Source organism: Actinoplanes sp. NPDC048796 (genome assembly GCF_040650035.1).
In the GTDB taxonomy this organism is placed as follows: Bacteria; Actinomycetota; Actinomycetes; order Mycobacteriales; family Micromonosporaceae; genus Actinoplanes.
This window is the reverse complement of the sequence record NZ_JBEZGO010000002.1, coordinates 465,908-490,928: the sequence shown is the minus strand read 5'-3', so window position 1 is coordinate 490,928 and position 25,021 is coordinate 465,908. Positions and strand designations below refer to the sequence as shown.

23 protein-coding genes are annotated in these 25,021 nt (G+C 70.8%); 16 read left to right on the top strand and 7 right to left on the bottom strand.

The window, feature by feature from the left end; translation table 11 throughout:
* Nucleotides 1–36 precede the first annotated feature (36 nt).
* The 6 genes from AB0C26_RS10565 (at nucleotide 37) to AB0C26_RS10540 (ending at nucleotide 5,286) form a co-directional block, all read left to right on the top strand.
* Nucleotides 37–2,565 (top strand): AAA family ATPase, encoded by a 2,529-nt coding sequence (locus AB0C26_RS10565; protein ID WP_360244933.1) that lies wholly within the window; start codon nucleotides 37–39, stop codon nucleotides 2,563–2,565.
* Nucleotides 2,566–2,631: 66 nt separating this feature from the next.
* Nucleotides 2,632–2,883, top strand: a complete 252-nt coding sequence (locus AB0C26_RS10560) for a DUF4242 domain-containing protein (protein WP_360244930.1) — start codon at nucleotides 2,632–2,634, stop codon at nucleotides 2,881–2,883.
* Nucleotides 2,884–2,924: 41 nt separating this feature from the next.
* Nucleotides 2,925–3,254 carry a PadR family transcriptional regulator gene (locus tag AB0C26_RS10555; protein WP_360244927.1) on the top strand — a complete coding sequence of 110 codons (330 nt, stop codon included), beginning with the start codon at nucleotides 2,925–2,927 and terminating at the stop codon, nucleotides 3,252–3,254.
* Entirely contained in the window at nucleotides 3,251–4,054 is an 804-nt protein-coding gene (locus AB0C26_RS10550) for an ATP-binding cassette domain-containing protein (protein WP_360244924.1), read from the top strand. Before AB0C26_RS10555 ends, AB0C26_RS10550 begins: the two co-directional genes overlap by 4 nt.
* Nucleotides 4,051–4,728 carry a hypothetical protein gene (locus tag AB0C26_RS10545; RefSeq protein ID WP_360244921.1) on the top strand — a complete coding sequence of 226 codons (678 nt, stop codon included), beginning with the start codon at nucleotides 4,051–4,053 and terminating at the stop codon, nucleotides 4,726–4,728. The genes AB0C26_RS10550 and AB0C26_RS10545 overlap by 4 nt, the downstream gene beginning before the upstream one ends.
* A 117-nt stretch (nucleotides 4,729–4,845) precedes the next feature.
* Nucleotides 4,846–5,286: a hypothetical protein gene (locus AB0C26_RS10540; protein WP_360244918.1), complete on the top strand. Its 441-nt coding sequence runs from the start codon at nucleotides 4,846–4,848 to the stop codon at nucleotides 5,284–5,286.
* 253 nt (nucleotides 5,287–5,539) lie between these two features.
* Here AB0C26_RS10540 and lexA read toward each other — a convergent pair whose 3' ends face one another.
* Complete coding sequence (gene lexA / locus AB0C26_RS10535; RefSeq protein WP_360244915.1) at nucleotides 5,540–6,148, bottom strand: transcriptional repressor LexA; 609 nt, start codon at nucleotides 6,146–6,148, stop codon at nucleotides 5,540–5,542.
* A 170-nt stretch (nucleotides 6,149–6,318) separates the two neighbouring features.
* Entirely contained in the window at nucleotides 6,319–8,052 is a 1,734-nt protein-coding gene (locus AB0C26_RS10530) for a hypothetical protein (RefSeq protein ID WP_360244912.1), read from the bottom strand.
* A gap of 72 nt (nucleotides 8,053–8,124) precedes the next feature.
* Here AB0C26_RS10530 and AB0C26_RS10525 point away from each other — a divergent pair, with 72 nt between their 5' ends.
* On the top strand, nucleotides 8,125–8,646 hold the full coding sequence (locus AB0C26_RS10525; RefSeq protein WP_360244909.1) for an acyl-CoA thioesterase: 522 nt from the start codon (nucleotides 8,125–8,127) through the stop codon (nucleotides 8,644–8,646).
* A 9-nt stretch (nucleotides 8,647–8,655) separates the two neighbouring features.
* Nucleotides 8,656–10,569 (top strand): acetoacetate--CoA ligase, encoded by a 1,914-nt coding sequence (locus AB0C26_RS10520; protein WP_360244906.1) that lies wholly within the window; start codon nucleotides 8,656–8,658, stop codon nucleotides 10,567–10,569.
* On the opposite strand, the gene AB0C26_RS10515 is transcribed toward AB0C26_RS10520, so the two are convergent.
* Complete coding sequence (locus AB0C26_RS10515) at nucleotides 10,553–11,242, bottom strand: TIGR03089 family protein (RefSeq protein ID WP_360244903.1); 690 nt, start codon at nucleotides 11,240–11,242, stop codon at nucleotides 10,553–10,555. The two genes, AB0C26_RS10520 and AB0C26_RS10515, sit on opposite strands and share 17 nt — an antisense overlap.
* A 160-nt stretch (nucleotides 11,243–11,402) precedes the next feature.
* On the opposite strand from AB0C26_RS10515, the gene AB0C26_RS10510 reads away from it, so the two are divergent.
* From AB0C26_RS10510 to AB0C26_RS10495, 4 genes are all read left to right on the top strand, one after another.
* Nucleotides 11,403–12,554, top strand: coding sequence for a glycosyltransferase family 1 protein (locus tag AB0C26_RS10510; RefSeq protein WP_360244900.1), 1,152 nt, complete (start codon nucleotides 11,403–11,405; stop codon nucleotides 12,552–12,554).
* An 18-nt stretch (nucleotides 12,555–12,572) separates the two neighbouring features.
* Nucleotides 12,573–13,694 (top strand): sugar phosphate nucleotidyltransferase, encoded by a 1,122-nt coding sequence (locus tag AB0C26_RS10505; RefSeq protein ID WP_360244897.1) that lies wholly within the window; start codon nucleotides 12,573–12,575, stop codon nucleotides 13,692–13,694.
* A gap of 252 nt (nucleotides 13,695–13,946) precedes the next feature.
* A complete protein-coding gene (locus tag AB0C26_RS10500) occupies nucleotides 13,947–15,731 on the top strand; it encodes a DUF6055 domain-containing protein (RefSeq protein ID WP_360244894.1) in 1,785 nt (594 codons plus the stop codon).
* A 136-nt stretch (nucleotides 15,732–15,867) separates the two neighbouring features.
* The gene (locus tag AB0C26_RS10495) at nucleotides 15,868–16,530 is read left to right on the top strand and encodes an HD domain-containing protein (RefSeq protein WP_360244891.1); all 663 of its coding nucleotides are present in this window, start codon (nucleotides 15,868–15,870) and stop codon (nucleotides 16,528–16,530) included.
* Between the two features lie 27 nt (nucleotides 16,531–16,557).
* Here AB0C26_RS10495 and AB0C26_RS10490 read toward each other — a convergent pair whose 3' ends face one another.
* Together AB0C26_RS10490 and cofD are read right to left on the bottom strand one after the other, a co-directional pair.
* The gene (locus tag AB0C26_RS10490; protein WP_360244888.1) at nucleotides 16,558–17,622 is read right to left on the bottom strand and encodes a coenzyme F420-0:L-glutamate ligase; all 1,065 of its coding nucleotides are present in this window, start codon (nucleotides 17,620–17,622) and stop codon (nucleotides 16,558–16,560) included.
* Nucleotides 17,623–17,674: 52 nt separating this feature from the next.
* Entirely contained in the window at nucleotides 17,675–18,631 is a 957-nt protein-coding gene (gene cofD, locus AB0C26_RS10485; RefSeq protein WP_360244885.1) for a 2-phospho-L-lactate transferase, read from the bottom strand.
* A 91-nt stretch (nucleotides 18,632–18,722) separates the two neighbouring features.
* On the opposite strand from cofD, the gene AB0C26_RS10480 reads away from it, so the two are divergent.
* The 3 genes from AB0C26_RS10480 to AB0C26_RS10470 all read left to right on the top strand — a co-directional run bounded on the left by AB0C26_RS10480 (nucleotide 18,723) and on the right by AB0C26_RS10470 (nucleotide 22,912).
* On the top strand, nucleotides 18,723–19,742 hold the full coding sequence (locus AB0C26_RS10480; protein WP_360244882.1) for a hypothetical protein: 1,020 nt from the start codon (nucleotides 18,723–18,725) through the stop codon (nucleotides 19,740–19,742).
* Between the two features lie 92 nt (nucleotides 19,743–19,834).
* Complete coding sequence (locus tag AB0C26_RS10475; RefSeq protein ID WP_360244879.1) at nucleotides 19,835–22,369, top strand: bifunctional FO biosynthesis protein CofGH; 2,535 nt, start codon at nucleotides 19,835–19,837, stop codon at nucleotides 22,367–22,369.
* A 285-nt stretch (nucleotides 22,370–22,654) separates the two neighbouring features.
* The gene (locus tag AB0C26_RS10470; RefSeq protein ID WP_014688021.1) at nucleotides 22,655–22,912 is read left to right on the top strand and encodes a WhiB family transcriptional regulator; all 258 of its coding nucleotides are present in this window, start codon (nucleotides 22,655–22,657) and stop codon (nucleotides 22,910–22,912) included.
* Here AB0C26_RS10470 and AB0C26_RS10465 read toward each other — a convergent pair.
* Complete coding sequence (locus AB0C26_RS10465) at nucleotides 22,909–23,274, bottom strand: metallopeptidase family protein (protein WP_203773585.1); 366 nt, start codon at nucleotides 23,272–23,274, stop codon at nucleotides 22,909–22,911. The genes AB0C26_RS10470 and AB0C26_RS10465 overlap by 4 nt on opposite strands.
* Nucleotides 23,275–23,573: 299 nt before the next feature.
* Here AB0C26_RS10465 and AB0C26_RS10460 point away from each other — a divergent pair, with 299 nt between their 5' ends.
* The gene (locus AB0C26_RS10460) at nucleotides 23,574–23,939 is read left to right on the top strand and encodes a DUF3499 domain-containing protein (RefSeq protein ID WP_360244877.1); all 366 of its coding nucleotides are present in this window, start codon (nucleotides 23,574–23,576) and stop codon (nucleotides 23,937–23,939) included.
* A gap of 43 nt (nucleotides 23,940–23,982) precedes the next feature.
* Here the strand turns inward: AB0C26_RS10460 and AB0C26_RS10455 are convergent, their stop codons facing one another.
* Nucleotides 23,983–24,819, bottom strand: a complete 837-nt coding sequence (locus AB0C26_RS10455; RefSeq protein ID WP_360244874.1) for a polysaccharide deacetylase family protein — start codon at nucleotides 24,817–24,819, stop codon at nucleotides 23,983–23,985.
* Nucleotides 24,820–25,021: the final 202 nt, after the last annotated feature.

Sequence of the window (25,021 nt, the reverse complement as noted above, 5' to 3'; positions counted from 1 at the left end):
CTGTCCGCCGGCAGCGAACGGGCCAGACTGTGGCCCATGCGTCTTCTTGAGCGCGAGCACGCCCTCGCCTCCCTGTCCGACTACGCCGCCGGCGGCGAGGTGCGCCTCGTGCTGGTCGCGGGCGAGGCCGGCATCGGCAAGACGAGCCTGGTCGAGGCGCTGCGCGAGCGGACCGGCGACGAGCTCCGCTGGGCCTGGGGGATGTGCGACGGGCTGTTCACCCCGCGGCCGCTCGGCCCGCTGTTCGACCTCGCGGCCGAGCTGGGCGGCGAGATCGACCAGCTGTGCCGCCGCCGGGCGCCCCGCGAGGAGCTGTTCGACGCGCTGCTGGAACAAACGAAACAGCGGCCGCACGTCCTGGTCATCGAGGATCTGCACTGGGCCGACGAGGCGACCGTCGACCTGGTGCGGTTCTTGGCCCGGCGGTTGCGCGACACGCTGCTGATCGCCACCTACCGCGACGACGAGCTCGATCCGCACGGGCCGCTGCGGATCGCGCTCGGCCGGCTGGCCGCGCTGCGCGGCACACGCCGGATCAACCTGGCCCCGCTGTCGCCGGAAGCCGTGGGCGCCCTGGCCGGCGACAGCTGTCTTCCGGCGGCCGAGCTGCACCGGCTGACCGGGGGCAACCCGTTCTTCGTGACCGAGGTGATCCGGGCCGGGAGCACGGCCGTGCCCGCCTCGGCCCGCGACGCGGTGCTGGCGCGCGTGGCCGAACTCAGCGCCGAGGGCCGCGCGCTGCTGGAGACGGCGGCACTGGCCGGGTCGCGGGTGGATCCGCGTCTGGTCGAGGCGGCGCCGCTCGACGAAGTGCTCAAGAGCGGTCTGCTGGTCGATGATCCGCCCTGGTTGCGGTTCCGGCACGAGCTGGCCCGGCTCGCCGTCGAGCAGGCCGTCCCGGCCCATCGGGCGACCCGCGTGCACGCCGCGATCCTGGCCACCCTGCACGACCTGGGCAGCGACGACGACGCCCAGATGGCCTTCCACGCCGAGGCGGCCGGTGACGCCGAGGCCACCCTTCATCACGCCGTACGGGCGGCCGACCGCGCGGCCGAGCTGGGCGCCCACCGCGAGGCGGCCGCGCAGTACGAGCGGGCGTTGCGGATCACCGAGAACGCCGAGCTCTACGACCGTCTCTCGGCCCAACTGTCCCTTCTGGATCGGGGCGCGGATCAGCTCGTCGCCGCCACCAAGGCGCGGGAGCTGTGGCGGGCCGAGGGCGACGAGCGCAAGGAGGGCGTGGCGCTGCTGCGGCTCTCGATCGCGCTGGTCACCCTCTGCCGCCGGCGCGAGGCGATGGTCGCGGCCGAGCAGGCCCTGACCCTGCTGGAAAGGCACGGCAAAACCCCGGAGCTGGCCCGGGCGTACGCCCACCTGGCGACCCAGTGCATGCTCACCGACCGCCACGTGGAGGCGATCGACCTGGCCGTCCGGGCCCAGGAGGCCGCGGCCGAGCTGGGCCTGCCCGCGATCCTCAGCGACGCGCTGAACACGCAGGCGTGCGCGCTGTCGATAGGCGATCAGCACTGGGCGGCCGAGATGACCGCCGCCCTGCGCGTCGCCCAGGAGCACGGGCTGGAGGAGCAGGCCGGCCGCGCGTACACCAATTTCTACGGTGTTCTCACCTGCGAGCGCCGCTACGCCGAGGCCGAGCCGTGGTACGAGACCGGCATCGCCTTCTGCGACGAGCGTGACGTCTCCGCGTTCGGCACCTGCATGCGCGGCGAGCGCACGGTCAGCTTGGCCCGCACCGACCGCTGGGACGAGGCGGCCCGGCTCGGCCGCCGGCTCCTCACCGAGGTCGAGGCGTCGCCGATCAACCGGATCAGCCCGCTGCTCGGCCTGGCCACGGTGCTGGTGCGCCGCGGCGACGACGAGGCCGTGGCGCTGCTGGACGAGGCGGCGGTGACCGCCGACGGCTCGGCCGAACCACAGTGGATCGTCTACGTCCGGCTGACCAGGGCCGAATGGCGATGGTTAGCCGGCTACCGGGACGAGGCGCGGCGCGAGGCCGAGCTCGCGGACGACGTGGCGGGCGCGGCGAACCGGTGGATGCGCGGTGCGGTCGCGGTGTGGCTCCGCCGTACGCAATCGGAAAGGTCCTGGAAGTCGCCGGTGGCCGAGCCGTTCCAGCTCTTCCTCGACGGCGACTTCGCGGCGTCGGCCGAGAGCTGGGACACGATCGGCAGCCGCTACGAGGCGGCGCTGTCGCTGATGGCCTCGCCCGCGGAGGAGCACCTGCGCGAAGCGGTCCGCCGGTTCGACGAGCTGGGCGCCGTGCCCGCCGCCCGCCGGGCCCGGCAATTGCTGCGAAGCCGTGGGGTCCGATCGGTGCCGGTCGGGCCGCGCGCGGCCACCCGCGCCCATCCGGCCGGGCTGACACGCAGGGAGCACGAGGTGCTCGACCTGATCGGCGCCGGGCGCACCAACGCCGAGATCGCGGCCCACCTCGTGCTCTCGGTGAAGACGATCGACCATCATGTGTCGGCCGTGCTGGCCAAGCTCGGCGCGCCGACACGCTCGGCGGCGGCGGCCGAGGCCCGGCGCCTCGGTCTGATTGGGTAGCCGGCGAAGAAAACTGGGTAGCCGCTCCCGATCAGCCGGGAAGGCTCGGCGACCAGAGTGAAAGCCATGAACACCTACATGGATGTCCACACCGTCGCCGGCGGCGTCAACCTCGACGACGTCGTCAAGGCACACCAGGCCGACCTCGCCACGCAGGCCGAGTTCGACGTCAGCTACCTGCGCTACTGGGTCGACGAGGCCCACGGCAAGATCTTCTGCCTCGTCGCCGCCCCCTCGGCCGACGCCGCCGCGGCCGTACACCGCAAGGCCCACGGCCTGGTGGCCGACGAGATCTACCAGGTGGCGGAAGGAGCGTGACCCGCTAGTCAGACTATCTGCTATGCAGGTAGTCTGACTACATGACGCCTCGGCCGTGGTTGCACGGCTTCCTCGATCTCTGCCTGCTCGCGATGCTCCGCGAGCGGCCCGACTACGGGTACGGCCTGGCCCAGCGGCTCGCCGCGGCCGGCGTGGCCGACGTTCCCGGCGGCACGCTCTACCCGGCCCTGCTGCGCCTGGAGCAGCAGGGCCTCGCCGTGCCGGACTGGCAGCCGTCCGAGTCGGGGCCGCGCCGCAAGTACTACGCGATCACCGACGCCGGCCGGGAGTTCGTCGACGGCCAGACGGCGGAGTGGCGGCAGTTCCGGGACGGCGTGGACGCCCTCATCGAAGCGCGGGCGGCCCGATGAGCGACTGGCCCGAGCTGTTCGAGACCGAGCTGCTGCGCCTCGGCCTGCAACCGGTGCGGGCCCGGCAGCTGACCGCCGAGACGGCCCAGCAGTCGGCCGAACACGGGGCACCGCCGGCCGACGTCTTCGGCCCGGCTCACCTGTACGCCCGGCATCTGGTCGCCGAGCTCAACTCTTCGGCCTCCGCCCGTCGGCTGGCGCCCGGCCCGGTGCTGCTGAGCCTCACCGGTGTCGGCAAACGCTACCGCCGCCGCACCGTCTTCGCGGGCGTCGATCTGCGGGTACGAGGCGGTGAGGTGGCCGCGATCGTCGGCGCCAACGGCTGTGGCAAGTCCACATTGCTCAAGATCTGCGCGGGCCTGATCCGGCCCAGCACCGGCGAGGTGCGCCGGACCCGGCGCGTCGGCTTCGTCCCCCAGGACGGCGGCACGGCGGGCTGGCTGACCGCGGAGGAGCACTTCACGCTCTTCGGCGCGGCGGCCGGCATGGTGCCCGGCCGGGCCCGCTCCACCGGCGTCCACCTGGCGGCCCGGCTGGCCTGGCGGCCGAACACCGGGCAGCCCGCGCAACACCTGTCCGGCGGTACACGGCAGAAGCTCAACCTGGTGCTCGGCGAACTGCACGCGCCCGATCTGCTGTTGCTCGACGAGCCGTACCAGGGCTTCGACCAGGGCACGTACCTCGACTTCTGGCAGCAGGTCTTCGCCTGGCGCGACGCCGGCCGGGCCGTCGTGGTCGTCACCCACCTGCTGCACGACCTGCGGAACGTCGACCACGTACTCGACCTGGGCGCGCTGTGACGGCCTTCGTGGTGGCGAGCCTGTGTGCTCGCGAGGTGTCCCGCCGGTGGGCGGCGCTGGTTCTGGTGGTCGCGCTTCCGCTCTGGTTCTATCTCGTACGCCGTGACCTCGCCGGCCAGTCGACGCGCATGCTGGCCCTGGGCATCGGGTGGTCAGTGTCCACTTTGACGTTGTTCGTGGTGAACGCCTCGCGGAGCGTGGATCCGCGCCTGCGACTGACCGGCGCGTCGACGGCGAGCATCATCGGTGGCCGGCTGGCCGCGATGTCGGGCGTCGGTCTCGCCGTGGCGCTCGGCTACTGGCTGCTGGTCGGCGTCGACCAGGACCTGCGGCACTGGTGGGTGGCCGGTCTCATGATGGCGGTGACGGCGCTGGCCGCGGCTCCGCTCGGCAGCCTGATCGGCGCGCTGCTGCCGCGCGAGCTGGAGGGTGCCCTGGCCCTGCTCAGCGTGTGCGCGGTGCAGATGCTGGCCGACCCGGCGGGCTCGGTCGCCAAGCTGATGCCGTTCTGGTCCACACGCGAGATCGGCACGTACGCGGTGGACGGCGGCGGCTTCGATATGGTGTGGCGCGGTCTCGGGCACGCCGCCCTGGTGTGGCTCATCTGCACGGGCGGGACGCTGGCGATCTTTCGGTGGCGCCTGCGCGTGGCGAACTATCCAGAACCGACTTAAAACCTGACAAACGGTCAAGCAAGATCAGCCGAAAGTACGTATCAGCCTCCGCAAGACTCTTATGTCCGATATGCCACGATCTGTGGCGTAAGCGGAAAACACATCTGGAGGTTGGATATGAACAAGGCAGTTCGGATGCTGACCATGATCGGCATGGGTGTGATGGCCAGCGCGGCGATCGGCGCCCCGGCCCTGGCGGCGGACGGCGGCTCGTCGGCGACGGCCAAGAGCGAGTCCACCGCCAAGGTGCAGCGGCACGACCGCGACCAGGTCGTCGGCTTCTACCGGACGCTGCGCGACTGTGAGAAGGCCGGCCGTATCGGCGAGTGGTTCGACCGCTGGGAGGACTACGACTGCGACCGGGTGCGCTTCGGCTTCCGCCGCGGTTTCTGGGCCCTCGAGGTCGAGCGGAACTGGCGGGGCGGCGGCCACCACTTCCGTGACCGCGACTTCCGCGACCGCGACCGTGACCACCGCGACCGTGACTTCGGCGACCGCGACCGCGACCGTCACGACAACGACCGTCACGACAACGACCGTCACGACTCGCGTCGCTGAGGCGGCGTGCCAGACACGCCGCCGGCCATGACGCCCCGAACCGTCAAGGCCGTCGGCGTGCTCTGACACCCACACATGCCGGAGCCCGGCCCGCGCCGCGGAAGGCGTGAGCCGGGCGCCGCGCACAAACCCACCCCGGTGCTCGGGCCGTGTCTCTGCGGAGGCGCGGCCCGAGCATTTGTCTGTATGCGCCGGGGGACGTTTGTCTGTATGCGCCGGGGGCGCCTGTCCGTATGCGCCGGAGGGCGCTTGTTTATATGCGCCGGAGGACGCTGACGACCTTGCCGAGGATGGTGGCGCCGTCGCCGGGAATCACGTCGTAGGCCGGGTTGCGCGGCACCAGCTCGACGTGGCCGCTGGCGCGGCGCAGCACCTTCACCGTCGCCTCGCCGTCGAGCATGGCGGCGACGATCTCGCCGTCCTCGGCGACCTGCTGCTGGCGGACCACGACGGTGTCGCCGTCGCAGATCGCGGCCTCGACCATCGAGTCACCCTTGACCCGCAGGGCGAAGAGCGTTCCCTTGCCGACCAGGCTGACCGGCAGGGTGAGCTGTTCCTCGACGTGTTCGTCGGCCAGGATCGGCGCGCCGGCGGCGATCGCGCCCAGCACCGGAACCGAGACGTTGCCGTCGCTCTCGGTGCGGATGTCGATCGCCCGCGAGCCGCGCGCACCCCGGCGGATCAGGCCGCGCTCCTCGAGGACGCCGAGCTGATGCGCGACCGACGACGGCGAGTCGAGCCCGACCGCGGCACCGATCTCACGGATGGTCGGCGGGTAGCCATGGCGGTCGATCCAGTCGCGGATCATCGCGTAGATCTGCCGTTGTCGCTTACTGAGAGGCACGTCATCCGGGGACGTCATGCGTGGATGATACTACAATCTTCGATCATCTGTACGAAACTCTTCCGGGTGACGCTCGGCCCAGCAGTCGGCTGAGCAGCACGTCCTCGGCCCGGTCCGCCGCCAGCGGGTCCGCTTCTCCACCTGCAACTCGGTCACGACCGGGTAGGCCAGGTCCGACAAGCCCTAAATCAGGGGCGCTGGCCGTCGGAGGGCGTCCGCTGGGCGGGGATCTCGTCCGGCGGCCGCTCCATGCTCATCACGGTCATCGCCCGCTCAGCCGGCTTTCCCGCACGAGCCGCCGCCGGCACGATACGGCTGGTCGGATCATCAGCGATGTCGGGCTGCTCCGCATCCACAATGGAGATCGCGCCACCCCGCTGGGCCTGAGACTCCACCGAATCTTCCCGGACGACCTGAGCCCCATCCGCCTCCGAAAGCCGAATCACCTGCGTCCGATCCCCATCAGCATCCCCGGCGTCGGCCGCTTCGACACCGTTCGCGCTATCCACGCGGTTGGCAAGCTCTTCACCGTTCGTGCCGCTCGCCGAATCGCCGCCCGCCGAATCGCCGGTCGTCGGGTCGCCGGTCGCCGGGTGGGCGCTCCCCGGATGGCCGGTCGCTGAATCGGCGCTCGCCGGATCGTCCTCTGCCGGGGACAGCGCGGTGAGCTTGATCGCTTGGGTCTGATCGGGATCTGGCGCTGTGAAAGACCGGGTGGTGTCGGGGTCTGGCGTGGTGAGGGCTCGGGTGGTGTCGGGGTCTGGCGTGGTGAGGGCTCGGGTGGTGTCGGGGTCTGGCGTGGTGAGGGATCGGGTGATGTCGGGAGTCTCCGCCGGCGCGGACGCATCTGCCGCCTTTGGGGCGGAAGCTTCGATGGGCTCGCCGGCGGTGGAGGCAGCCCCGTCCGGGGAAGTCGCGGCGGTCATCGACTGCGCGGGAGAAGCGATCGGCCGGGGAGCCGATTCGAGAGTGCGTTCCTCGGGGGCGTTCTCCGTAGCGACCGGTTCGACGTCGAGCTGCGGGGCGGCCGGCGTGTTCACGGTCGGTTCGCCGGCGATGACCGTCGTGGCGTCGCTGTCCGTGGCTGTTGCGGTGGGCTCGTCGCCGGCGATGACCGTTGTGGAGTCGCTGCTTGTAGGTGCGGCGGTGGGCTCGTCGCTTGCGATCACCGCTGTGGGCTCGCTGTGGGTGGTGGCGGCGGTGGGCTCGTCGCTTGCGATGACCGCTGTGGGTTCGCCGTGGGTGGTTGCTGCCGTCGGTTCGTTGTTGGGGAGCGGCGATGTGGCCGCCGTCGGAGCGTTGGGCAGAGAGCCGGCGGCGACCGTCGGGTCGCTGCCGGGGACGACCACGGCCGTGGTGCTGTCGGTGGATGTGGGCTTGGGGGTGAGCCGCAGGACCGTGGTCGGGTCGGGGTCGGACGGGGGCCTGATGACAGTGGTCTCCAGGACGGCGGCCGGGGTGCTCGGGGCCGGCGCGGCTCCCCGGAAGCGGCCGATCTGGCCGATCAGCGGGAGGACCGGGGGCTCGTATCGTTCCCAGCGGCGCGCGCTCAACGCCGTACACAGCAGGGGAATCGCCAGCATCGCGGCCAGGCCGTAGCCGGGGCGGCTGAGGTCGAAGCCTTCCTTCGCGACGTTCGCCGGCCACTGGGCGGCGTAGTCGGACGGCGCCGTCAGGGCCCAGATCGAGACGCCCAGGAAGGTCAGGCCGGCCAGCAGTGGGCCGGCCGGGGAGATCGGGGCCGACAGCAGGATGGCGTACGCCGCGCCGGCCAGCAGGAGCAGGGACAGGCCGCCCAGGGATTCGACGGCGAAGTCGTCGCGGCCGCGGGTGGTCAGGTCCTGGGTGAAGCCCGCACCGGCGAGGATCCACACCGCCGGGGCCAGCACGACGGCGTACAAGATCGACCTGAAGTGGCGCAAGGTTTGTCTCCCATGTTTTCCCGCTGCTCAGGCACCGTAGCGCCGGCCCGCAAGCCCCGTAATCTACGGCGCATGAGTGAGCAGCCCACCGGCCGGCCGACGTCGTATTCGCGGGTCACGCTGAGCCGGATCATGACCGCGGTGGACGTCAATCTGTACGGGACGGTGCACGGCGGCGTGCTGATGAAGTTCGTCGACGACGTGGCGGGGGCGGCCGCGGCCCGGCACAGCGGCGGCACCGCCGTGACCGCCGCCATCGACGAGATCCTGTTCCTCGAGCCGGTGCGGGTCGGTGACCTCGTACACGCTTACGCGCAGGTGAACTGGACCGGCACCAGTTCGATGGAGGTCGGCGTCAAGCTGGTCGCCGAGCGCTGGGACGTGGTCAGCCCGGAGCCGCTGACCGTCGCCACCGCATACCTTGTGTTCGTGGCGGTGGACGTGGCGGGCCACCCACGGAACGTGCCACCGGTGTTGCCTGAGCACATGGACGACGAGCGCCGTTTCCGCGAGGCTCTGATCAGGCGGGAGCACCGTCTGTCGCGCCGGACGGCCATCCAGCGGGCCCGGCAGGAGCAGGTGAATGAACGTTAAGGTGAGCGCATGACGGGCACAGTGTTGTGGGAGCCGCCGGCCGATGTCCTCCAGACCTCGCGCATCGGGCGCTACATGTCCTGGCTGGGCCGGGCCGACGACGACTACGCGGCGCTGTGGCAGTGGTCCGTCGACGACCTGCCCGGCTTCTGGCAATCGATTTGGGACTATTTCGATGTCATCAGCCATGACAAACCGACCGCAGTCCTTCAAAAAGCCGAAATGCCCGGGGCGAAGTGGTTCCCCGGCGCCACTCTCAACTACGCCGAGCACGTCCTGCGCGCGCCGGGGCTCGGCGAGGATGAGCCGGTCGTCATCGCGTACAGCCAAAGCCGTGACCGCAAGCAACTCACCGTGCGTGAGTTGCGCGAGGAGGTCCGCCAGGTCCGGGCCGGGCTGAAAGCCCGCGGTGTCGGCCCGGGCGACCGGGTCGCGGCTTATGCGCCGAACATCCCCGAGACGTACGTTCTGATGCTCGCCACCGCCAGCCTCGGCGCGATCTTCTCGTCGTGCGCGCCCGAGTTCGGCGTACGCAGCGTCATCGACCGCTGGCAGCAGATCGAGCCCAAGGTTCTCGTCGCCGTCGACGGCTACATGTACGGCGACAAGGCCGTGGATCGCCGCGAGGAGGTGGCGGCCATCGTCGCCGCGCTCCCGTCGATCGAGCACCTGGTGACCATCGGTTACCTGCACGGTGGCGGCGAGTTCGCCGAGCTTCATGGCGACGAGCCGATGGCGTACGCGCACGTGCCGTTCGATCATCCGCTGTACGTGCTCTACAGCTCGGGCACCACCGGCCTGCCCAAACCGATCGTCCACGGGCACGGCGGCATCCTGCTGGAACACCTGAAGATGCTCGCCCTGCACCACGATCTGGGCCCGGGCGACCGCTTCTTCTGGTTCACCACGACCGGCTGGATGATGTGGAACTTCCTGGTCAGCGCCCCGGCGGTGGGCGCGGCCATCGTGCTGTTCGACGGCAACCCGGGTTTCCCGGACATGTCGGCGCTGTGGGATCTCGTCGACGAGGCCGGCATCACCTATTTCGGCACCTCGGCGCCGTACATCATGGCCTGTCGCAAGGCCGGCCTGACCCCGCGCAAGCGGCTCAAGGGCATCGGCTCGACGGGCGCGCCGCTGCCGCCGGAGGGCTTCGACTGGGTGTACGAGGCGGTCGGCTCGGAGCTGCAACTCCAGTCGCTGTCCGGCGGCACCGACGTCTGCACCGGCTTCGTCGGCGCGGTTCCGCTGCTCCCGGTGGTCGAGGGCAAGATCGCCTGTCGCGCGCTGGGGGCTCGGGTCGAGGCGTACGACCCGGCCGGGAAGCCGGTGATCGGTGAGCTGGGCGAGCTGGTGATCACCGCCCCGATGCCGAGCATGCCGGTCGGCTTCTGGAACGATCCCGACGGCAAGCGCTATCGCGAGGCGTACTTCGACTACTTCCCGGGCGTGTGGCGGCACGGCGACTGGATCACCATCGGCGCCGACGGCAGCTGTGTGATCACCGGCCGCTCCGACGCCACGCTCAACCGCGGCGGCGTGCGGCTGGGCACCGCCGAGTTCTACTCGGTCGTCGAGAGCCTGCCCGAGATCGCCGACTCGGTGGTCGTGCACCTCGAGCAGGACGGCAACCCCAACGGCGAGCTGCTGCTGTTCGTCGTGCCGGCCGAGGGCGTCACCCTCGACGACGCCCTGCGCAAGCGGATCGGTGCAGAGCTGCGTGCGGCGCTGTCGCCCCGGCATGTCCCCGACGAGATATTTGCCGTACGGGCGGTGCCGCGCACCCTGTCGTCGAAGAAGCTCGAGGTGCCGGTGAAGCGCATTCTCACCGGCACGCCGGTCGAGTCGGCGGCCGCGGCCGGCGCCCTGGCCAACCCGTCGTCGCTGCTCGAGTTCGAGAAACTGTTCAGAGCACGAGGCTGACCTTCTCGGATTCGGCCCGCGCGGCCGTCCTGGCCGGGTCCAGGTTGGCGCAGAGCACGACCGAGGCACCCGCGACCAGCGGGGCGAGCAGCCAGGTGACCGGGTCGGGGTGCCTGCCCGCGTCGATCAGGACGCGGGCCCCGGCCGGGATGGCGATCTCCGCCGCGGCGGCCAGGACCTCTCGGTGGGTACGGCCGTCGAGCGCCTTGTCGTCGGCGGCGACCGGCTGCCCGGGGAAGTAGTCGCCGTGCTGGCGTACCTCCAGGACGTAGTCGGCGTAGCCGGCCGGCAGCTCGCGCAGCGGCATCGCGAACGGCAGCAGGCCCGTGGCGTACCTGTCTGGTGCTTTTGTCGTACTGGTCTGTCCTGGCGTGGTCACCACGACATCGGCCGACGCTGTGTCCCCGGTCTCGGCGGCCAGGCCGGCCGACCACACGCCGAGCAGGATCGCCGCGGTCTGCCAGTGCGGCGGCAGCTGCACGGCGGCGGTGTCGCCCTTACTCAGGCCGAGGCCGTCGACCAGCAGATTCGCGGTCTTCGAGACCCAGTTGTCCAGCGTCACCCCGGACAATTCGGTGCGGTCACCACTGGTGTCGTCATAGAAGGTCAGCAGCGGCGAAGCCGGGTCATTCCGGACGGCTGCGGCGAGAACCTGCGGGATCGTCGATTGCACTTCGACCACGATAGTGTCGTGACCGTCCGTAATCGATCCTGGACGCGCGATGAGTTCGCCGAAACGCTGGGAACAAGGCGGTGTCGCCGTCACATGCGCGATGCATTGCGGGCGTAGTCTTGCCAGTGGTCTGAATTACAACCTCTTTGGGAGTTGCCTCGTGACCGCCGGTCGCCCCCCGCGAGTGCTCGTCGACGCCACCAGCGTCCCCGCTGACCGAGGAGGCGTCGGCAGATACGTCGACGGCTTGCTCGGCGCCCTCGGACGGATGGACCCCGACCGGGTCGATCTGGCCGTCGTGGCCCAGCGTTCGGATGCGGAGCGTTACAGCCGCATGCTCGACGACAAGGCCGAGGTGATCGCCGGCCCGGCCGCGGTCGCCCACCGGCCGGCCCGACTGGCCTGGGAGCAGACGGGCCTGCCGTTGCTCGCCCAGCAGGTCGGCGCCCAGGTACTGCACTCACCGTTCTACACGTGCCCGCTGCGCGCGGGCTGCCCCGTCACGGTGACCGTGCACGACGCCACGTTCTTCACCGAGCCGGAGCACTACGACAACACCAAGCGCACGTTCTTCCGCAGCGCCATCAAGACGTCGCTGCGCCGGGCGGCCCGGGTCATCGTGCCCAGCAAGGCCACCCGCGACGAGCTGATCCGCCTGCTCGACGCCGACCCGACCCGGATCGACGTCGCCTACCACGGCGTCGACCAGGCCGCGTTCCACGCGCCGACCGAGGAGGAGAAAGCGCGCGTGCGCGCCCGCCTCGGCCTCAACGACTCCGGTTACGTCGCGTTCCTCGGGGCCAAGGAGCCCCGCAAGAACGTGCCCAACCTGATCCGCGGCTGGGCCCGCGCGGTCGCCGACTGGCCGCACCCGCCGGCGCTGGTGCTGGCCGGCGGCCAGGGCCACGACGACGAGATCGACCGCGCGGTGGCCGAGGTGCCGTCCCACCTGCGCCTGCTGCGCCCGGGCTACCTGCGCTACGCCGACCTGCCCGGCTTCCTCGGCGGCGCGCTGGTCGCCTGCTACCCGTCGTTCGGCGAGGGCTTCGGCCTGCCGATCCTCGAGGCGATGGCCTGCGCCACGCCGGTGCTCACCACCCCGCGGCTCTCCCTGCCCGAGGTGGGCGGCGACGCGGTCGCGTACACCACCGAGGACCCCGACCGGATCGCCTCCGACCTGGCCGATCTGCTGCACGACGAGCCCCGCCGGCTGACCCTCGCCAAGGCCGGCTTCGACCGGGCCAAGGAGTTCACGTGGCAGTCGAGCGCCGAGGTACATGTCACAACCTGGAAACGAGTCGCGGCCCTCTGACCTTTACACTCTGTGCACATGAGCGATCAATTCGGTGGACTCTACGGTGTCGTGCTGGCCGGTGGCACGGGCACTCGCCTCTGGCCTCTGTCCCGGGCAGGTCACCCGAAATTCCTTCACCCGCTGACCGGCACTGACGCCTCGCTGTTGCAGGCGACGGTGCAGCGCCTCGACCTGCTCGCGCCGCTCGACCGCATCTTCGTGGTCACCGGTGTGGCGCACGCGGCCGCGGTGTCCCGCCAGCTCGACGCCATCCCCGACACGAACGTCCTGGTCGAACCGTCCCCACGCGACTCCTGCGCGGCGATCGCCCTGGCCGCGGCGGTGATCGCCCGCCGCGACCCGCAGGCGATCATGGGCTCGTTCGCGTCGGACCACCTGATCGCCGACAAGCAGCGGTTCACCGAGGTCATCAAGAAGGCGATGGTCGGCGCCCAGCAGGGCCTGCTGATGACGCTGGGCATCACGCCGACACGCCCGGAAACCGGATACGGCTACCTTCAGTGCGGCGGCGCGGTCGGCGAGGACCCCGTGCTCGGCGTCGAGGAGTTCAAGGAGAAGCCGACGTACGACGTAGCCGAGAGTTACGTCAAGTCGGGCAACTACCTCTGGAACGCCGGCATGTTCGTCTGGCGTGTCGACGCGTTCCTGGCCGAGCTCTCCCGTCAGCAGCCGCAACTGGCGGCCGGCGTCTCGCGCATCGCCGCGGCCTGGGACTCGCCCGAGCGCGAAGAGGTGCTCGGCGAGGTGTGGCCGACCCTGCCCCGCATCTCGGTCGACTACGCGGTCATGGAGGGCGCGGCCACTGTGGGCCGGGTCGGCACCGTGCCCGGCGACTTCGGCTGGAACGACGTCGGCGACTTCCACACCCTGGGCGAGGTGCTGGCGGCCGACCCGTCCGGCAACGTGGTGGTCGGCCAGGCCGTCGAGGCGGACACCAAGTCGGGCGTCCTGCTGCGCGACACCGAGGGCCTGGTCGTCGTGCCCACACCGGGCCGCCTGGTCGCCGCCATGGGCGTCCGTGACCTGATCATCGTGGACACTCCGGACGCCGTCCTGGTTTGCCCCCGCGAGCGCGCCCAGGAGGTCAAGCACCTGGTCGACGAGCTGAAGGAACTGGGCGAGCACGACTACGTGTGACCCACCCCCTGCGGCCGCGCTCCTCTCGGCGCGGCCGTCCGCTCGCCGGGTTCATCGTCTCGAAACATTGCCGAAAACGTTTTCGTACGTCAGGGTAGCTCGCATAGATGGCGCTCAATCGCCATCGACCTGCGAATCTCCGCCGCAGGCACCCCACAACCTTGGGATGGGTGGTGTCGAATGCAGCTTCCCCGGGTGCAAGCTTGGCGACCCTGGTTGGTCGTTCTCCTCGCCCTCACGCTGCTCACGGGCGTGACTCTGACGCCGCGACTCGCCACCCCGGCGTCCGCGGCCGCCAAGACCGTCTACATCCCCGAGCGATGGGCCCGGACCGGTGAGGTGCCCTGGGCCGCGAACCGTACCCGTGAGTCGAACAACTTCGTACTGCTGTGGGGTGAGAAGTCCGGCGTCAACCCGGTATCGGCCCCCGCGCCCTACAACTTCGACCCGGCCGACGTCATCGGCCAGCTCGAGCGCCTGTACAGCTTCTACGTGGACACCATGAGGTTCACGCCGGAGTCCGGACTGCTGGCCCAGCACAAGATCATCGTGATCGTCACCAACACCTGGAACCGTGCCGAACTCAACGCCTGGGCATCCGGCGGATCGGTCGACGGCAAGGTCGGCGTCATCAACCTCGCCCCGGGTGCGGCGCTGCCCGGCTCCTGGGGAGTCGCCCACGAACTCGCCCACGTGTTCCAGAACTACACCTTCCTCGGACGCCCCGGCTTCGGCTTCACCGACCCCGCGGCCGGCACGTTCTGGGAGACCAGCGCCGAGTTCATGGCGATGCAGGCCCTGCCGGCCACGGCCGCCGGCGACCTGACCCGGTTCCTGCGCTCGGAGAACCTGTACTACAGCTCCAGCCGCCACCACTACGGCAACTGGATGCTCGCGCAGTACATCAAGGATCGCGACGGCATCGGCATGTTCAACCGAATGTGGAACGAAGCCCGCGACAACGAACACCCGCTCGAGGTCTACCGCCGCCTCGCCGGCATCACCCAAGCCGAACTCAACCGGCGCGTCGGTGAGTACGCCACCCGTACCGTCACCTACGACTTCGGCAACCGGTCCACCCTCATGCCGTTCATCGACAACGTCTACGGCGCCGGTTTCCTCAACGCCTACAACGGCGGCAACGTCGAAGCCGTCGACCGGAGCCTCGACCACTACCGCGTCAACGCCCGCGTCGCGCCCTCCGACTACGGCTACCACAAAATCAAGCTCGTCCCCACCGCCGCCGGGAGCCTGGTCAAACTTCGGCTCAAGGGCCACACCGAGACCGGCGCCAGTGGCTGGACGTTCGGCCTGGTCGCGATCCGCAACGGCGTCCCGCGCTACTCGGCGCTGCACACGGGCGTCGACGGGCAGATCGGCTTCCAGCTCCAGGCCGGCGAGACAGAGGTCTGGCTGGTCGTCACCGCCACCCCGACCGCCGTGCCGCACTACGGTTTCCTCGACGGCTACACCAAGGCACGCCGTTTCCCGTACGAGTTCCGCGTCGTCGGCGCCACCCCGTCGGGATTCGAACCCGGCTACGTCAAGCCGGCCCCGGCCGGCGGCGGCCGCTGGCACACCAACGGCGGCGGCTGGGTCGCCGCGGGCGCCAACGTCGCCGCCTCCGCCTACGTCGGGCCGAAAGCCGCTGTGATGGCCGGAACCGTCACCGGCAACGCCCGCGTCGAAGGCCTCGGCTGGGTCAACGGCGGCACCGTCGGAGGCAACGCCATCGTCAAGGACAACGCCCTCATCCAGGGCGGCGCCAACCTTTCCGGCACCGTCGTCGTCGGCGGTGACGCCGAAATCGGGTACGCCTGTTCCTCCGGCACCTATCTCATGTTCAATCCGGACCGCGGTTGCGACGGAGCCGGCGGCGAACCCGACATCAACCCGGCCTTCACCGCCTTCAACAGCGCCGACCTGGCGATCAGCGACACCGTCAATCCCCGGTGGGGTGCCTGGCCGGAAACCGGCCAGACGCCTACAACACCGTCACCTTCGCCCCGGTCGACACCACCCGGCTCCGGATCCTGATGCAGGGGCGCCGCCTCGGTCGGCCTCCTCGAGGTGAAGGCCTTCCCATAAGATCGGCGCGGCGAAGTCGAACTGCACCCTTATGTGAGGGTGCGGTCGAGTTTGTTCTGGTATGCGGGGGCGGTAGAGTGCCCGGATGTCTGACGACGACTTCCGGGCCACGGTGATCAGCGCGGCCGAAGAGCTGGTCCGCGAGCGACTGGGCGCCGACGCCACCGGGCACGACTGGTTCCACGCCGACCGCGTCCGCCGTACGGCGCTGCGGATCGCCCGCGAGGAGGGCGCCGACCTCTTCGTGGTGGAGCTGACCGCCCTGCTGCACGACATCGCCGACTACAAGTTCTCCGGCAGCGAGGAGGCCGGCCCGCAGCTCGCCCAGGCCTGGCTGATCGGCAAGGGCGTCGAGGCCGAGACCGCCGAGGCGGTCGCCCACATCATCCGGCACCTGTCCTACAAGGGCGCCGGGGTGGCCGACGTCCCGTTGAGCCTCGAGGGCCAGTGCGTGCAGGACGCCGACCGGCTGGACGCGCTGGGCGCGATCGGCGTGGGCCGGGCTTTCGCGTACGGCGGCTGGGACAAGCGCCTCATGCACGACCCCGACGTGCCCCCCACCATGCACGCCGACGTGGCGGCGTACCGGGCGGCGAAGGGCACGACGGTCAACCACTTCTACGAGAAGCTGCTACTCCTCAAGGACCGGATCAACACCAAGGCGGGCGCTCGGATCGCCGAACACCGTCACGAGGTCCTGTCGAACTTCCTCGACGAGTTCCTCGCCGAGTGGGACGCCAAGGACTGAAGGCAACGGGTCGGCGCCGGCGCCGGCTTAGCGGGCGGCGCCCGAGAGATCGAGACGGATGCCGTCCTCGTGCGGCAGCGACAACGTGACCACACCCTCGGCGGCCAGGGCCGCGCGCAGGCGGTGGGCGTCGGCGCCCAGGCGCATGAAGCCGGCCGGGCTCGCGTCGCGGGTGCTCAGGTGGAAGGCGGCGGTGGCCCCGCTGCCGGTGATCGCCTCGGCCGGGGCGATGACGGTGGCGTGCGACAGGGTCCCCGCGATCAGGGCCAGGGCCCGGTCGACGGCGGCCGGGTCGGTCGGCAGGCCGGGCAGGGCGGCCCGCGGGCCGTCGGGCAGTTGGGCGGCGGTGCGCAGGCCGGTGGCGACGGCCTCGGTGGTGCCCAGGCTGAACATGTCGCTGGCGGCGTCGCGGAGCAGGACCGCGGCGCCGTCCGAGTCGCGGATGCCGGAGCGCGGGTAGCCGCGGACGACGGCGACCGGCACCGCGTCGACCTTGCCCTTCACGAGCTCGCCGGCCGCGGCCAGCTCGTCGATGACGGCCATCTGGGTGATTTCCAGCTGATTGCCGTACGGGTCGGTCTCGCCCCGGTGGTCGCGGACGGGCTCGATGCCGGCCGCGCCCAGGGCCACGTCGGTCAGGCCGTTGCGCCAGGCCCGGCCCATCGTGTCGGAGACGATGACGCCGACGTCGAGGCCGCGGGCGCGCAGGTCGGCGCGGAGCCGGCGGGCCGAGGCGTCGGGATCGGCGGGCAGCAGGACCAGGTGGGTCTTGTCCACGTTGGAGGCGTCGATGCCGGCCGCCGCCATCACGAAGCCGTGGTGGGTCTGCACGATCGTGGTCGGGCCGCGGCGGGCGACCACCCGGGCCGTCTCGGACTCCAGGGCGGCGGCGCGGGCGGCGTCCCGCTCGGGGCCGTCGGCCGGCACCTCGACCAGGCGGCCCTCCGCCTTGGAGACGATCTTGCTGGTGACCACCAGTACGTCGCCGTCGGCCAGCCAGGGCGCGGCCGCGGTGATCAGGCCGGCCAGGTCGTCGCCGGCCACCACGTCGCCGATGCCGCGCACCGGCCGGATCTCGAGCCCATCAGTCACAAGGACATCCTTCCCCTCAGGTGGGCCGTCCAGGCGCGGGAGGAGAGCAGGGTCACGCGACGCCGGCCAGGGACAGGGCGTCCGCGACCATCTGGGCGGTGGCCTCCTCGGAGCTCATCCAGAGCGGGACGGCCCGGGTCGGCACGCCGGGCACCTCGGCGCCGGCGTCGCTGGAGTCGACCAGCCAGCCATCGAGCACGCCGCCGGCGGAGCGGGCGCCGTAGAGGCGGCCGACCGCGGCCGCGCTGACCTCGACGTCGATGGTGGCCAGGCACTTGTCGGCCATGCCGCGCAGCGGCGAGTCACCGATGATCGGGGAGACGCCGACCACCGGCGCGCCGCCGCCGGCCAGCGCCTCGCGCAGGCCGCCGACGGCCAGAATGGGCGCGATGCTGACCACCGGGTTGCTCGGGGCGATCAGCACCACGTCGGCCGAGGCCAGCGCGTCGAGCACGCCCGGGGCGGGCTTGGCCGCCTCCGCACCGACGAAGACGAACCGGTGGGTCGGCACGTCGCCGCGGTAGCGCACCCACCACTCCTGGAAGTGGATCGCCTTGCGCTCGCCCTCGACGTCGGCCACGACATGGGTCTCGAGCCGGTCGTCGGTGGCGGGCAGGATCGTCACGCCGGGCTGCCAGCGGGTGCACAGGGCGGCCGTGACCTGCGAGAGCGGGTAGCCGGCGGTGAGCATCTGGGTCCGTACGAGATGAGTGGCCGTGTCCTTGTCGCCCAGGCCGAACCACGACGGCTCGGCGCCGTAGGCGGCCAGCTCCTCCTTGACCACCCACGACTCGCCGACCCGGCCCCAGCCGCGCTCGCGGTCGTGGGCGCCACCGAGCGTGTACATCACGCTGTCCAGGTCGGGGCAGATCTGCAGGCCGTGCATGCGTACGTCGTCGCCGACGTTGACGACCGCGGTGACCTCCGCGCCGATCGCCTTGGCGTGCGCGCGCGCACCGACGAGGAATTTGGCGCCGCCGATGCCGCCGGAAAGGACCACGATCCGCATCCCACCATCCTCGCGCACGGCGTATCGGTGCACCGTGCGGCCCCGGACTACGCTGAGCGGACCCGACCATCCCCACGTTCAGGGAGTACCCGTGACCAGCCCACCGCAGCCCCCTACGGACGGCAAGTCCGCCCTCGAGTTCCTGCGCCCGCTGCGCGACATCGCGGTGTACGCGCTCGTGGGCGTGCCCGCGCTGTTGCTCTTCGTAGCGGTCGTCCGGCTGATCCCGGACAGCGGCCTCGGGTTCGGCCTGCGTACACAGGGCAGCTTCGGCGACTTCGTCAACCTGACGACGATCTTCTTCCCGCTCGCCGCCGTGCTGCTGGCGCTGCTGGTGAAACCGCGTCACCCCAAGGCCCGGCTGGTCGTCGTGGCCGCCCTGGTGGAGTACGCGGTGATGGCCGTGTTCGGGGTGCTCTTCGGCTTCCTGATCGGCCTGATCAACGTGGCGAGCAACAGCGGCGCCCGGGCCGCGTTCGAGGAACTGCTGGTCCGCCTGGCCTGGCTCGGCGTCTTCGGCGTCGCGGCCTACGCGGTGTTCCGCGTCTGGCAGGGACTGTTCCAGGCGGCAAAGCCCAAGCCCCAGCCCGGTGTGTACGGAAACCCGCAGTACAACCAGCCGGGCACGTTCCCCGGCCAGCCCGGTTACGGGCCACCCCCGGGGCAGCCGGGCTACCCGCCGCACCCGGGCGGGCAGTACCCGGGCGCGCCCGCGCCGGGCGGTTACCCGCCCCCGCCGGGCGCCGCTCCTTACGGCCAGCCGGTGTACGGCCAGCCGCAGCCGCCCGCCTGGAACCAGCCGGCCGTCCCGATCCCGGCCTCGGGCGCGCCCGCACCCGGCTTCCCGCCGGCCCCGCCCGCGTCAGCCCCGCCCGCCGCGCCCAGCTCCTTCGCTGAGCCGACCCAGGTGGTGCCGCCCACGCCGCCCACGCCGTCCACGCCGTCCACGCCGGGCTCGCCCACGTCCGCCCCGCCCGCCTCCTTCGCCGAGCCGACCCAGGTGGTGCCGCCCACGTCCGGGCCGGCCCCGGCCGGGGAGGATCGCACCGAGAAGATCCCCGATGACCGTCCCGGGTTCGGGCCGGCCGACCAGGACCCGCCCCGCCGGTAAGGACCGTTCCGCCCGGGCGTCGTGTCCTATCCCACTGCGCGCGCCCGGGCACCGCTGGGGCAGCCGAAAGAATTCCGGCCTAGGCTGCTCTGGTGGTCGAGGTCAACGCGGCAGTAGCCAATATCAGCATCACGCCCACCGAGCCGGTGCCGACCGAGGCGCAGATCAAACGCGCGCTGCGCCGGGCCGCCGACGGCAAGGCCGTCGATGCCGAGGAGGCGGCCGCCTTGCTGGCCGCGACCGGTGAGCAGTTCGACGAGCTGCTGGCTCTCGCCGGCGGCATCCGCGACGCGGGCCTGCGCGAGGCCGGGCGGCCGGGCGTCGTCACGTACTCCCGCAAGGTCTTCATTCCGTTGACCCGGCTCTGCCGCGACCGGTGCCACTACTGCACCTTCGCCACGGTGCCGCACCGGTTGCCGGCCGCTTTCCTGGAGCGTGACGAGGTCCTGGCGATCGCCCGCGAGGGCGCCGCCCAGGGCTGCAAGGAAGCGCTGTTCACGCTGGGCGACCGCCCCGAGGAGCGCTGGCCGGCGGCCCGGCAGTGGCTCGACGAGCGCGGGTACGACTCGACGCTCGACTACGTGCGGTCGGTGGCGATCGCCGTGCTGGAGGAGACCGGGCTGCTGCCCCACCTCAACCCCGGCGTGATGAGCTGGGCCGAGTTGCAGCGCCTCAAGCCGGTGGCGCCCAGCATGGGCATGATGCTCGAGACCACGGCGACCCGCCTCTGGTCGGAGAAGGGCGGCCCGCACTACGGCTCGCCCGACAAGGAGCCGGCCGTGCGCCTGCGGGTGCTCGACGACGCCGGCCGGGTCGGCGTGCCGTTCACCACCGGCATCCTGATCGGCATCGGCGAGACCCGGGCCGAGCGGGTGGACGCCATCTTCGCGATGCGCCGGGCGGCCCGCGAGTACGGCCACATCCAAGAGATCATCATCCAGAACTTCCGCGCCAAGCCGGACACGGCGATGCGCGGGATGCCCGACGCCGAGCTGCGGGAGCTGGCGGCGACGGTGGCGGTGGGCCGGATCATCATGGGCCCGCGGGCCCGGGTGCAGGCGCCGCCCAACCTGATCGACAGCGAGTTCTCGCTGCTGCTGCGGGCCGGCATCGACGACTGGGGCGGCGTCTCCCCGGTCACCCCCGACCATGTCAATCCTGAGCGCCCCTGGCCGCAGATCGAGCTTCTTCGCGAAAAATCGGCCGACGCCGGATTTGTGCTCCGAGAGCGCTTGACGATCTACCCGGAGTACGTCCGCCGGGGCGCCGAGGGCTGGCTCGACCCGCGGCTGGCGGCCCATGTGGCCGCGCTGGCGGACAGGGATGGGCTCGCTCTGGACAAAAGCCCCGAGGGACTTCCATGGCAGGAGCCCGACGACGCGTACGGCGAAGGGCGCACCGATCTTTTCGCCACGATCGACACCGATGGGCGTACGAGCGATCGCCGCTCCGACTTCGACGACGTCTACGGCGACTGGAACGAGGTGGCGGCCCACGTCACCACCGACACCCGCACCACGCTCGACAGCGACGTGATCAAGGGCCTCAAGCTCGCCTCGGAAAACCCGGCCGCGCTTCTCGAGAAGGAGCACGACGACGAGGCGATGGCGCTGTTCAACGCCGACGGCCCGGCCCTCGACGAGCTGGCCCGTATCGCCGACGACCTGCGCAAGCACGTCAACGGCGACGACATCACGTACGTGGTGAACCGGAACATCAACTTCACGAACGTCTGCTACGTGGGCTGCCGGTTCTGCGCTTTCGCCCAGCGGGAGAAGGACGCCGACGCCTACCGCCTCTCGGTCGACCAGGTCGCCGACCGGGCCGAGCAGGCCTGGCAGGACGGCGCGTCCGAGGTCTGCATGCAGGGCGGCATCGATCCGAAGATGCCCGTGACCGCGTACGCCGACCTGGTCCGCGCGGTCAAGCAGCGGGTTCCTGGGATGCACGTTCACGCGTACTCACCGATGGAGATCGTCACCGCCGCCGCCAAGGCCGGCGTCTCCGTGCGCGAGTGGCTGACCGACCTGCGCGACGCCGGCCTCGGCACCATCCCCGGCACGGCCGCCGAGATCCTGGACGACGACGTGCGCTGGGTGCTGACCAAGGGCAAGCTGCCGGCGAGCGCCTGGGTCGACGTCGTGACCACCGCGCACCAGGTGGGCGTCAGGTCGAGTTCGACCATGATGTACGGCCATGTCGATCACCCCCGGCAGTGGCTGGGCCATTTCCGGGTGCTGGCCGGCATCCAGGATGTGACAGGCGGCTTCACCGAGTTCGTGGCGTTGCCGTTCATCCACACCAACGCGCCGATCTATCTGGCCGGTATCGCAAAAGCGGGTCCCACCTGGCGGGAGAACCGGGTCGTGCACGCGATGGCCCGTATTCTGCTGCACGGCCGGATCGACAACATCCAATGCTCATGGGTGAAACTCGGCGACGACGGAACGCGAGAAATGCTCAACGGCGGTTGCAACGATCTCGGTGGCACCCTGATGGAGGAAACGATCTCCCGAATGGCGGGTTCTGAGCACGGTTCGGCGCGTACGGTCGCCGAATTGAAGGAACTGGCCGCGACGGCCGGACGGCCTGCGGTGGAGCGGACGACGACCTACGGTCGACGATAGGTCACAAATCGGGTTAAATTGGACTCGTGTGGCCGAGGACGCGTTACCAACCGGGGCTTCGGAGAGATAGGGCAGGAACGGGACCACGACGCGCCGAAGGCGCGCCGGGGAAACGGGCCTATTTATCAGGTTCGGCTTGACGACGCACGTCTTACACGCGTGTAATTTCGGTGGGGTTGTGGGCTGCGACGCCGCAAATGCGTAGGCGGCTCACAAAAAACACGCTGCGTGCGTGGGGGGTCAGCGCCGGCATCGCTGCCGGTGCGGAAATTGGGAGGCACGCCGATGGAAGCGCAGGTTGAAGGGGTCGACCTGCTCGGGGACGCGCCCGAGTGGCAGGAACGGGCGCTGTGTTCGCAGACCGACCCGGAGGCCTTCTTCCCGGAGAAGGGTGGGTCCACCCGGGAGGCAAAGAGGATCTGCGGCCGCTGCGAGGTCAAGGCCGAGTGCCTGGAATACGCGCTGGGTCATGACGAACGCTTCGGCATCTGGGGTGGACTGTCCGAGCGGGAACGCCGCAAGCTCAAGCGACGGGTTGCCTAAGAGAGCTCGTCAGGGTCCACTCCGAGCAGGTTGGCTACCTGCTCGATGATCACATCGTGGACGAGGTCGGCGAGGTCCTCACGGTCCATCGCCCGGAATTCCAGCGGCCGCCGGTAGAGCACGATCCGTGGGGGGAGCTCCTGCCGGCCGGGGCGGCCGGGAAGCAGGCGAGCCAGTGGCACCTCGCCGTCCTCGAGCACGTCGGAGTCGTAGACGTTCAGCTCGGGCGGCACGTCCTCGACGGCGAACTCGACGCCGGCGAGCTCTTTCGCATAACGCCGCTCAAGGCCCTCGACGGTGTCGAGCACGAGGTCGTCGAAGATCTCGGCCTTGGTACGGGCCAGCGGGACGGTCGCCGGCACCAGGCGCCCCCGCAGGCCGCGCCCATGCCTGTCCCGCCGGGCGGGATGGCCCGGGCCGGCTCGGCGGGGCGAGCGCGCCGGTTCGCTGCGGCTGCGTTCGGGGCTGGTGGTCACCGGACAACTCTAGTCCTCCGGCGGGGTGACAGGCCCCCAGGCCGCGTCACAAGCGTGTCGTGCCCGAATTCGCCCCATCGGGGGCGGCGTGTCTGCCCGGCATCGCCGAATCGTGATGCATCGTGAGTCGGCGTGTCGCGGCCCTTCCGCGCCCCTGCGGCCCGTCGGGGCGATAACGTGCCGCCGTGAGGTCACCACGGCGCTGCTCCCGGAACGGCTGTCCCCGACAGGCGGTCGCCACGCTGACCTACGTCTACAGCGATTCGACCGCCGTAGTGGGCCCCCTGGCGGCGTTCGCCGAGCCACACACGTACGACCTGTGCGAGCCGCACGCCCGCAGCCTCACCGCCCCCCGAGGCTGGGATCTGGTCCGCCACGACGGCGATTTCGCCCCGCCGCCTCCCACCACCGACGACCTGGTCGCCCTGGCCGACGCCGTCCGCGAGGCGGCCCGCCCGGCCGCGCCACCCCCGCGCACCGACGAGCAGGACACCCCCGGCCACCAGACCGGCCGCCGGGGCCACCTGCGCGTCATCCCGCCCAGTCACTGACCGCCCAGTCACTGACCGCCCAGCCCGGTATCAGGGCAGTCGATCAGGGCAGGGCGATCAGCTGATAACGCTTGCGGAGGTACGGCAGGAGAGTGCGGTACGCGGCGATGGTGTCCGGCTGCGCGTAGTCGTGGGACAGGATGATCGACCCGGGGTGGGCGTGCTTCCTGATCGAGGAGATGACGCGGGCCCGGTGGGCCGACGACGACTCGCCCTTCTTGTGGTCCCAGTCGCGCGGGTCGAGCTTCCAGTAGATCGACGACATGTGCAGCTTGTTGGCCACCGACACCAGCCGGGGCGTGAAGTTGCCGCCCGGGGCGCGGAAGTATTTGACCTTCGCGGTCGGCACCGCTCGCAGGATGGCGTTGTTGGTGCGGGCCAGGTCGCTGCGGATCTTGGCCTCGGGGTCCTTGCCGATCTTCAGGCTGTGGTCCCAGGTGTGGTTGCAGAGGGTGTGACCGTCGGCGGCGATCTGGCGTACCAGGTTCGGGAACTTGGCCGCGTTCTGGCCGACCAGGCAGAAGGTGGCCTTGACGTGCTGCTGCTTGAGCATCTTCAGCAGCTGCGGCGTGGTCGCCGGGTCGGGGCCGTCGTCGAAGGTCAGCGCGATCCCCTTGGACCCGGTCATCGTGCGGCTGCCGGCCGGGCCCCCGGCGTACGAAACGCTCTTGCCGGTGGGTATGCCCTTCGGTGGTTTGTGCGGCACCGGGGCCTTGGACGGCGGCTTGGGCTTGGGGCTGACGGCCGGGACCGAGGGGGACGCCGCCGGCGCCGCGACCGGCTCCTCGGGTGTGGACTGGGCGGCGGCCCGGCCCGTCAGGCCCACCGCGATCACCACCACACCGAGCAGCACGGCCTTCCTGGCGCGCGACATCCGCATCACAACCTCCCCGAACCTGGCGTCCTCCGACGGTGCCGGGTTCGAGGGGCGATCCGCTACATCTACGGCGCTTTCGGCACGATCTGATGACGCGGCAGTAGGTCGATCAGCCCCGAATAACAGCGATATAAGCCATTTGTCCGCGCGGGCAAGGACGTGGCCGATGACAGCGAGGACCCGGCCGGCCACGGCGCGTACAGGA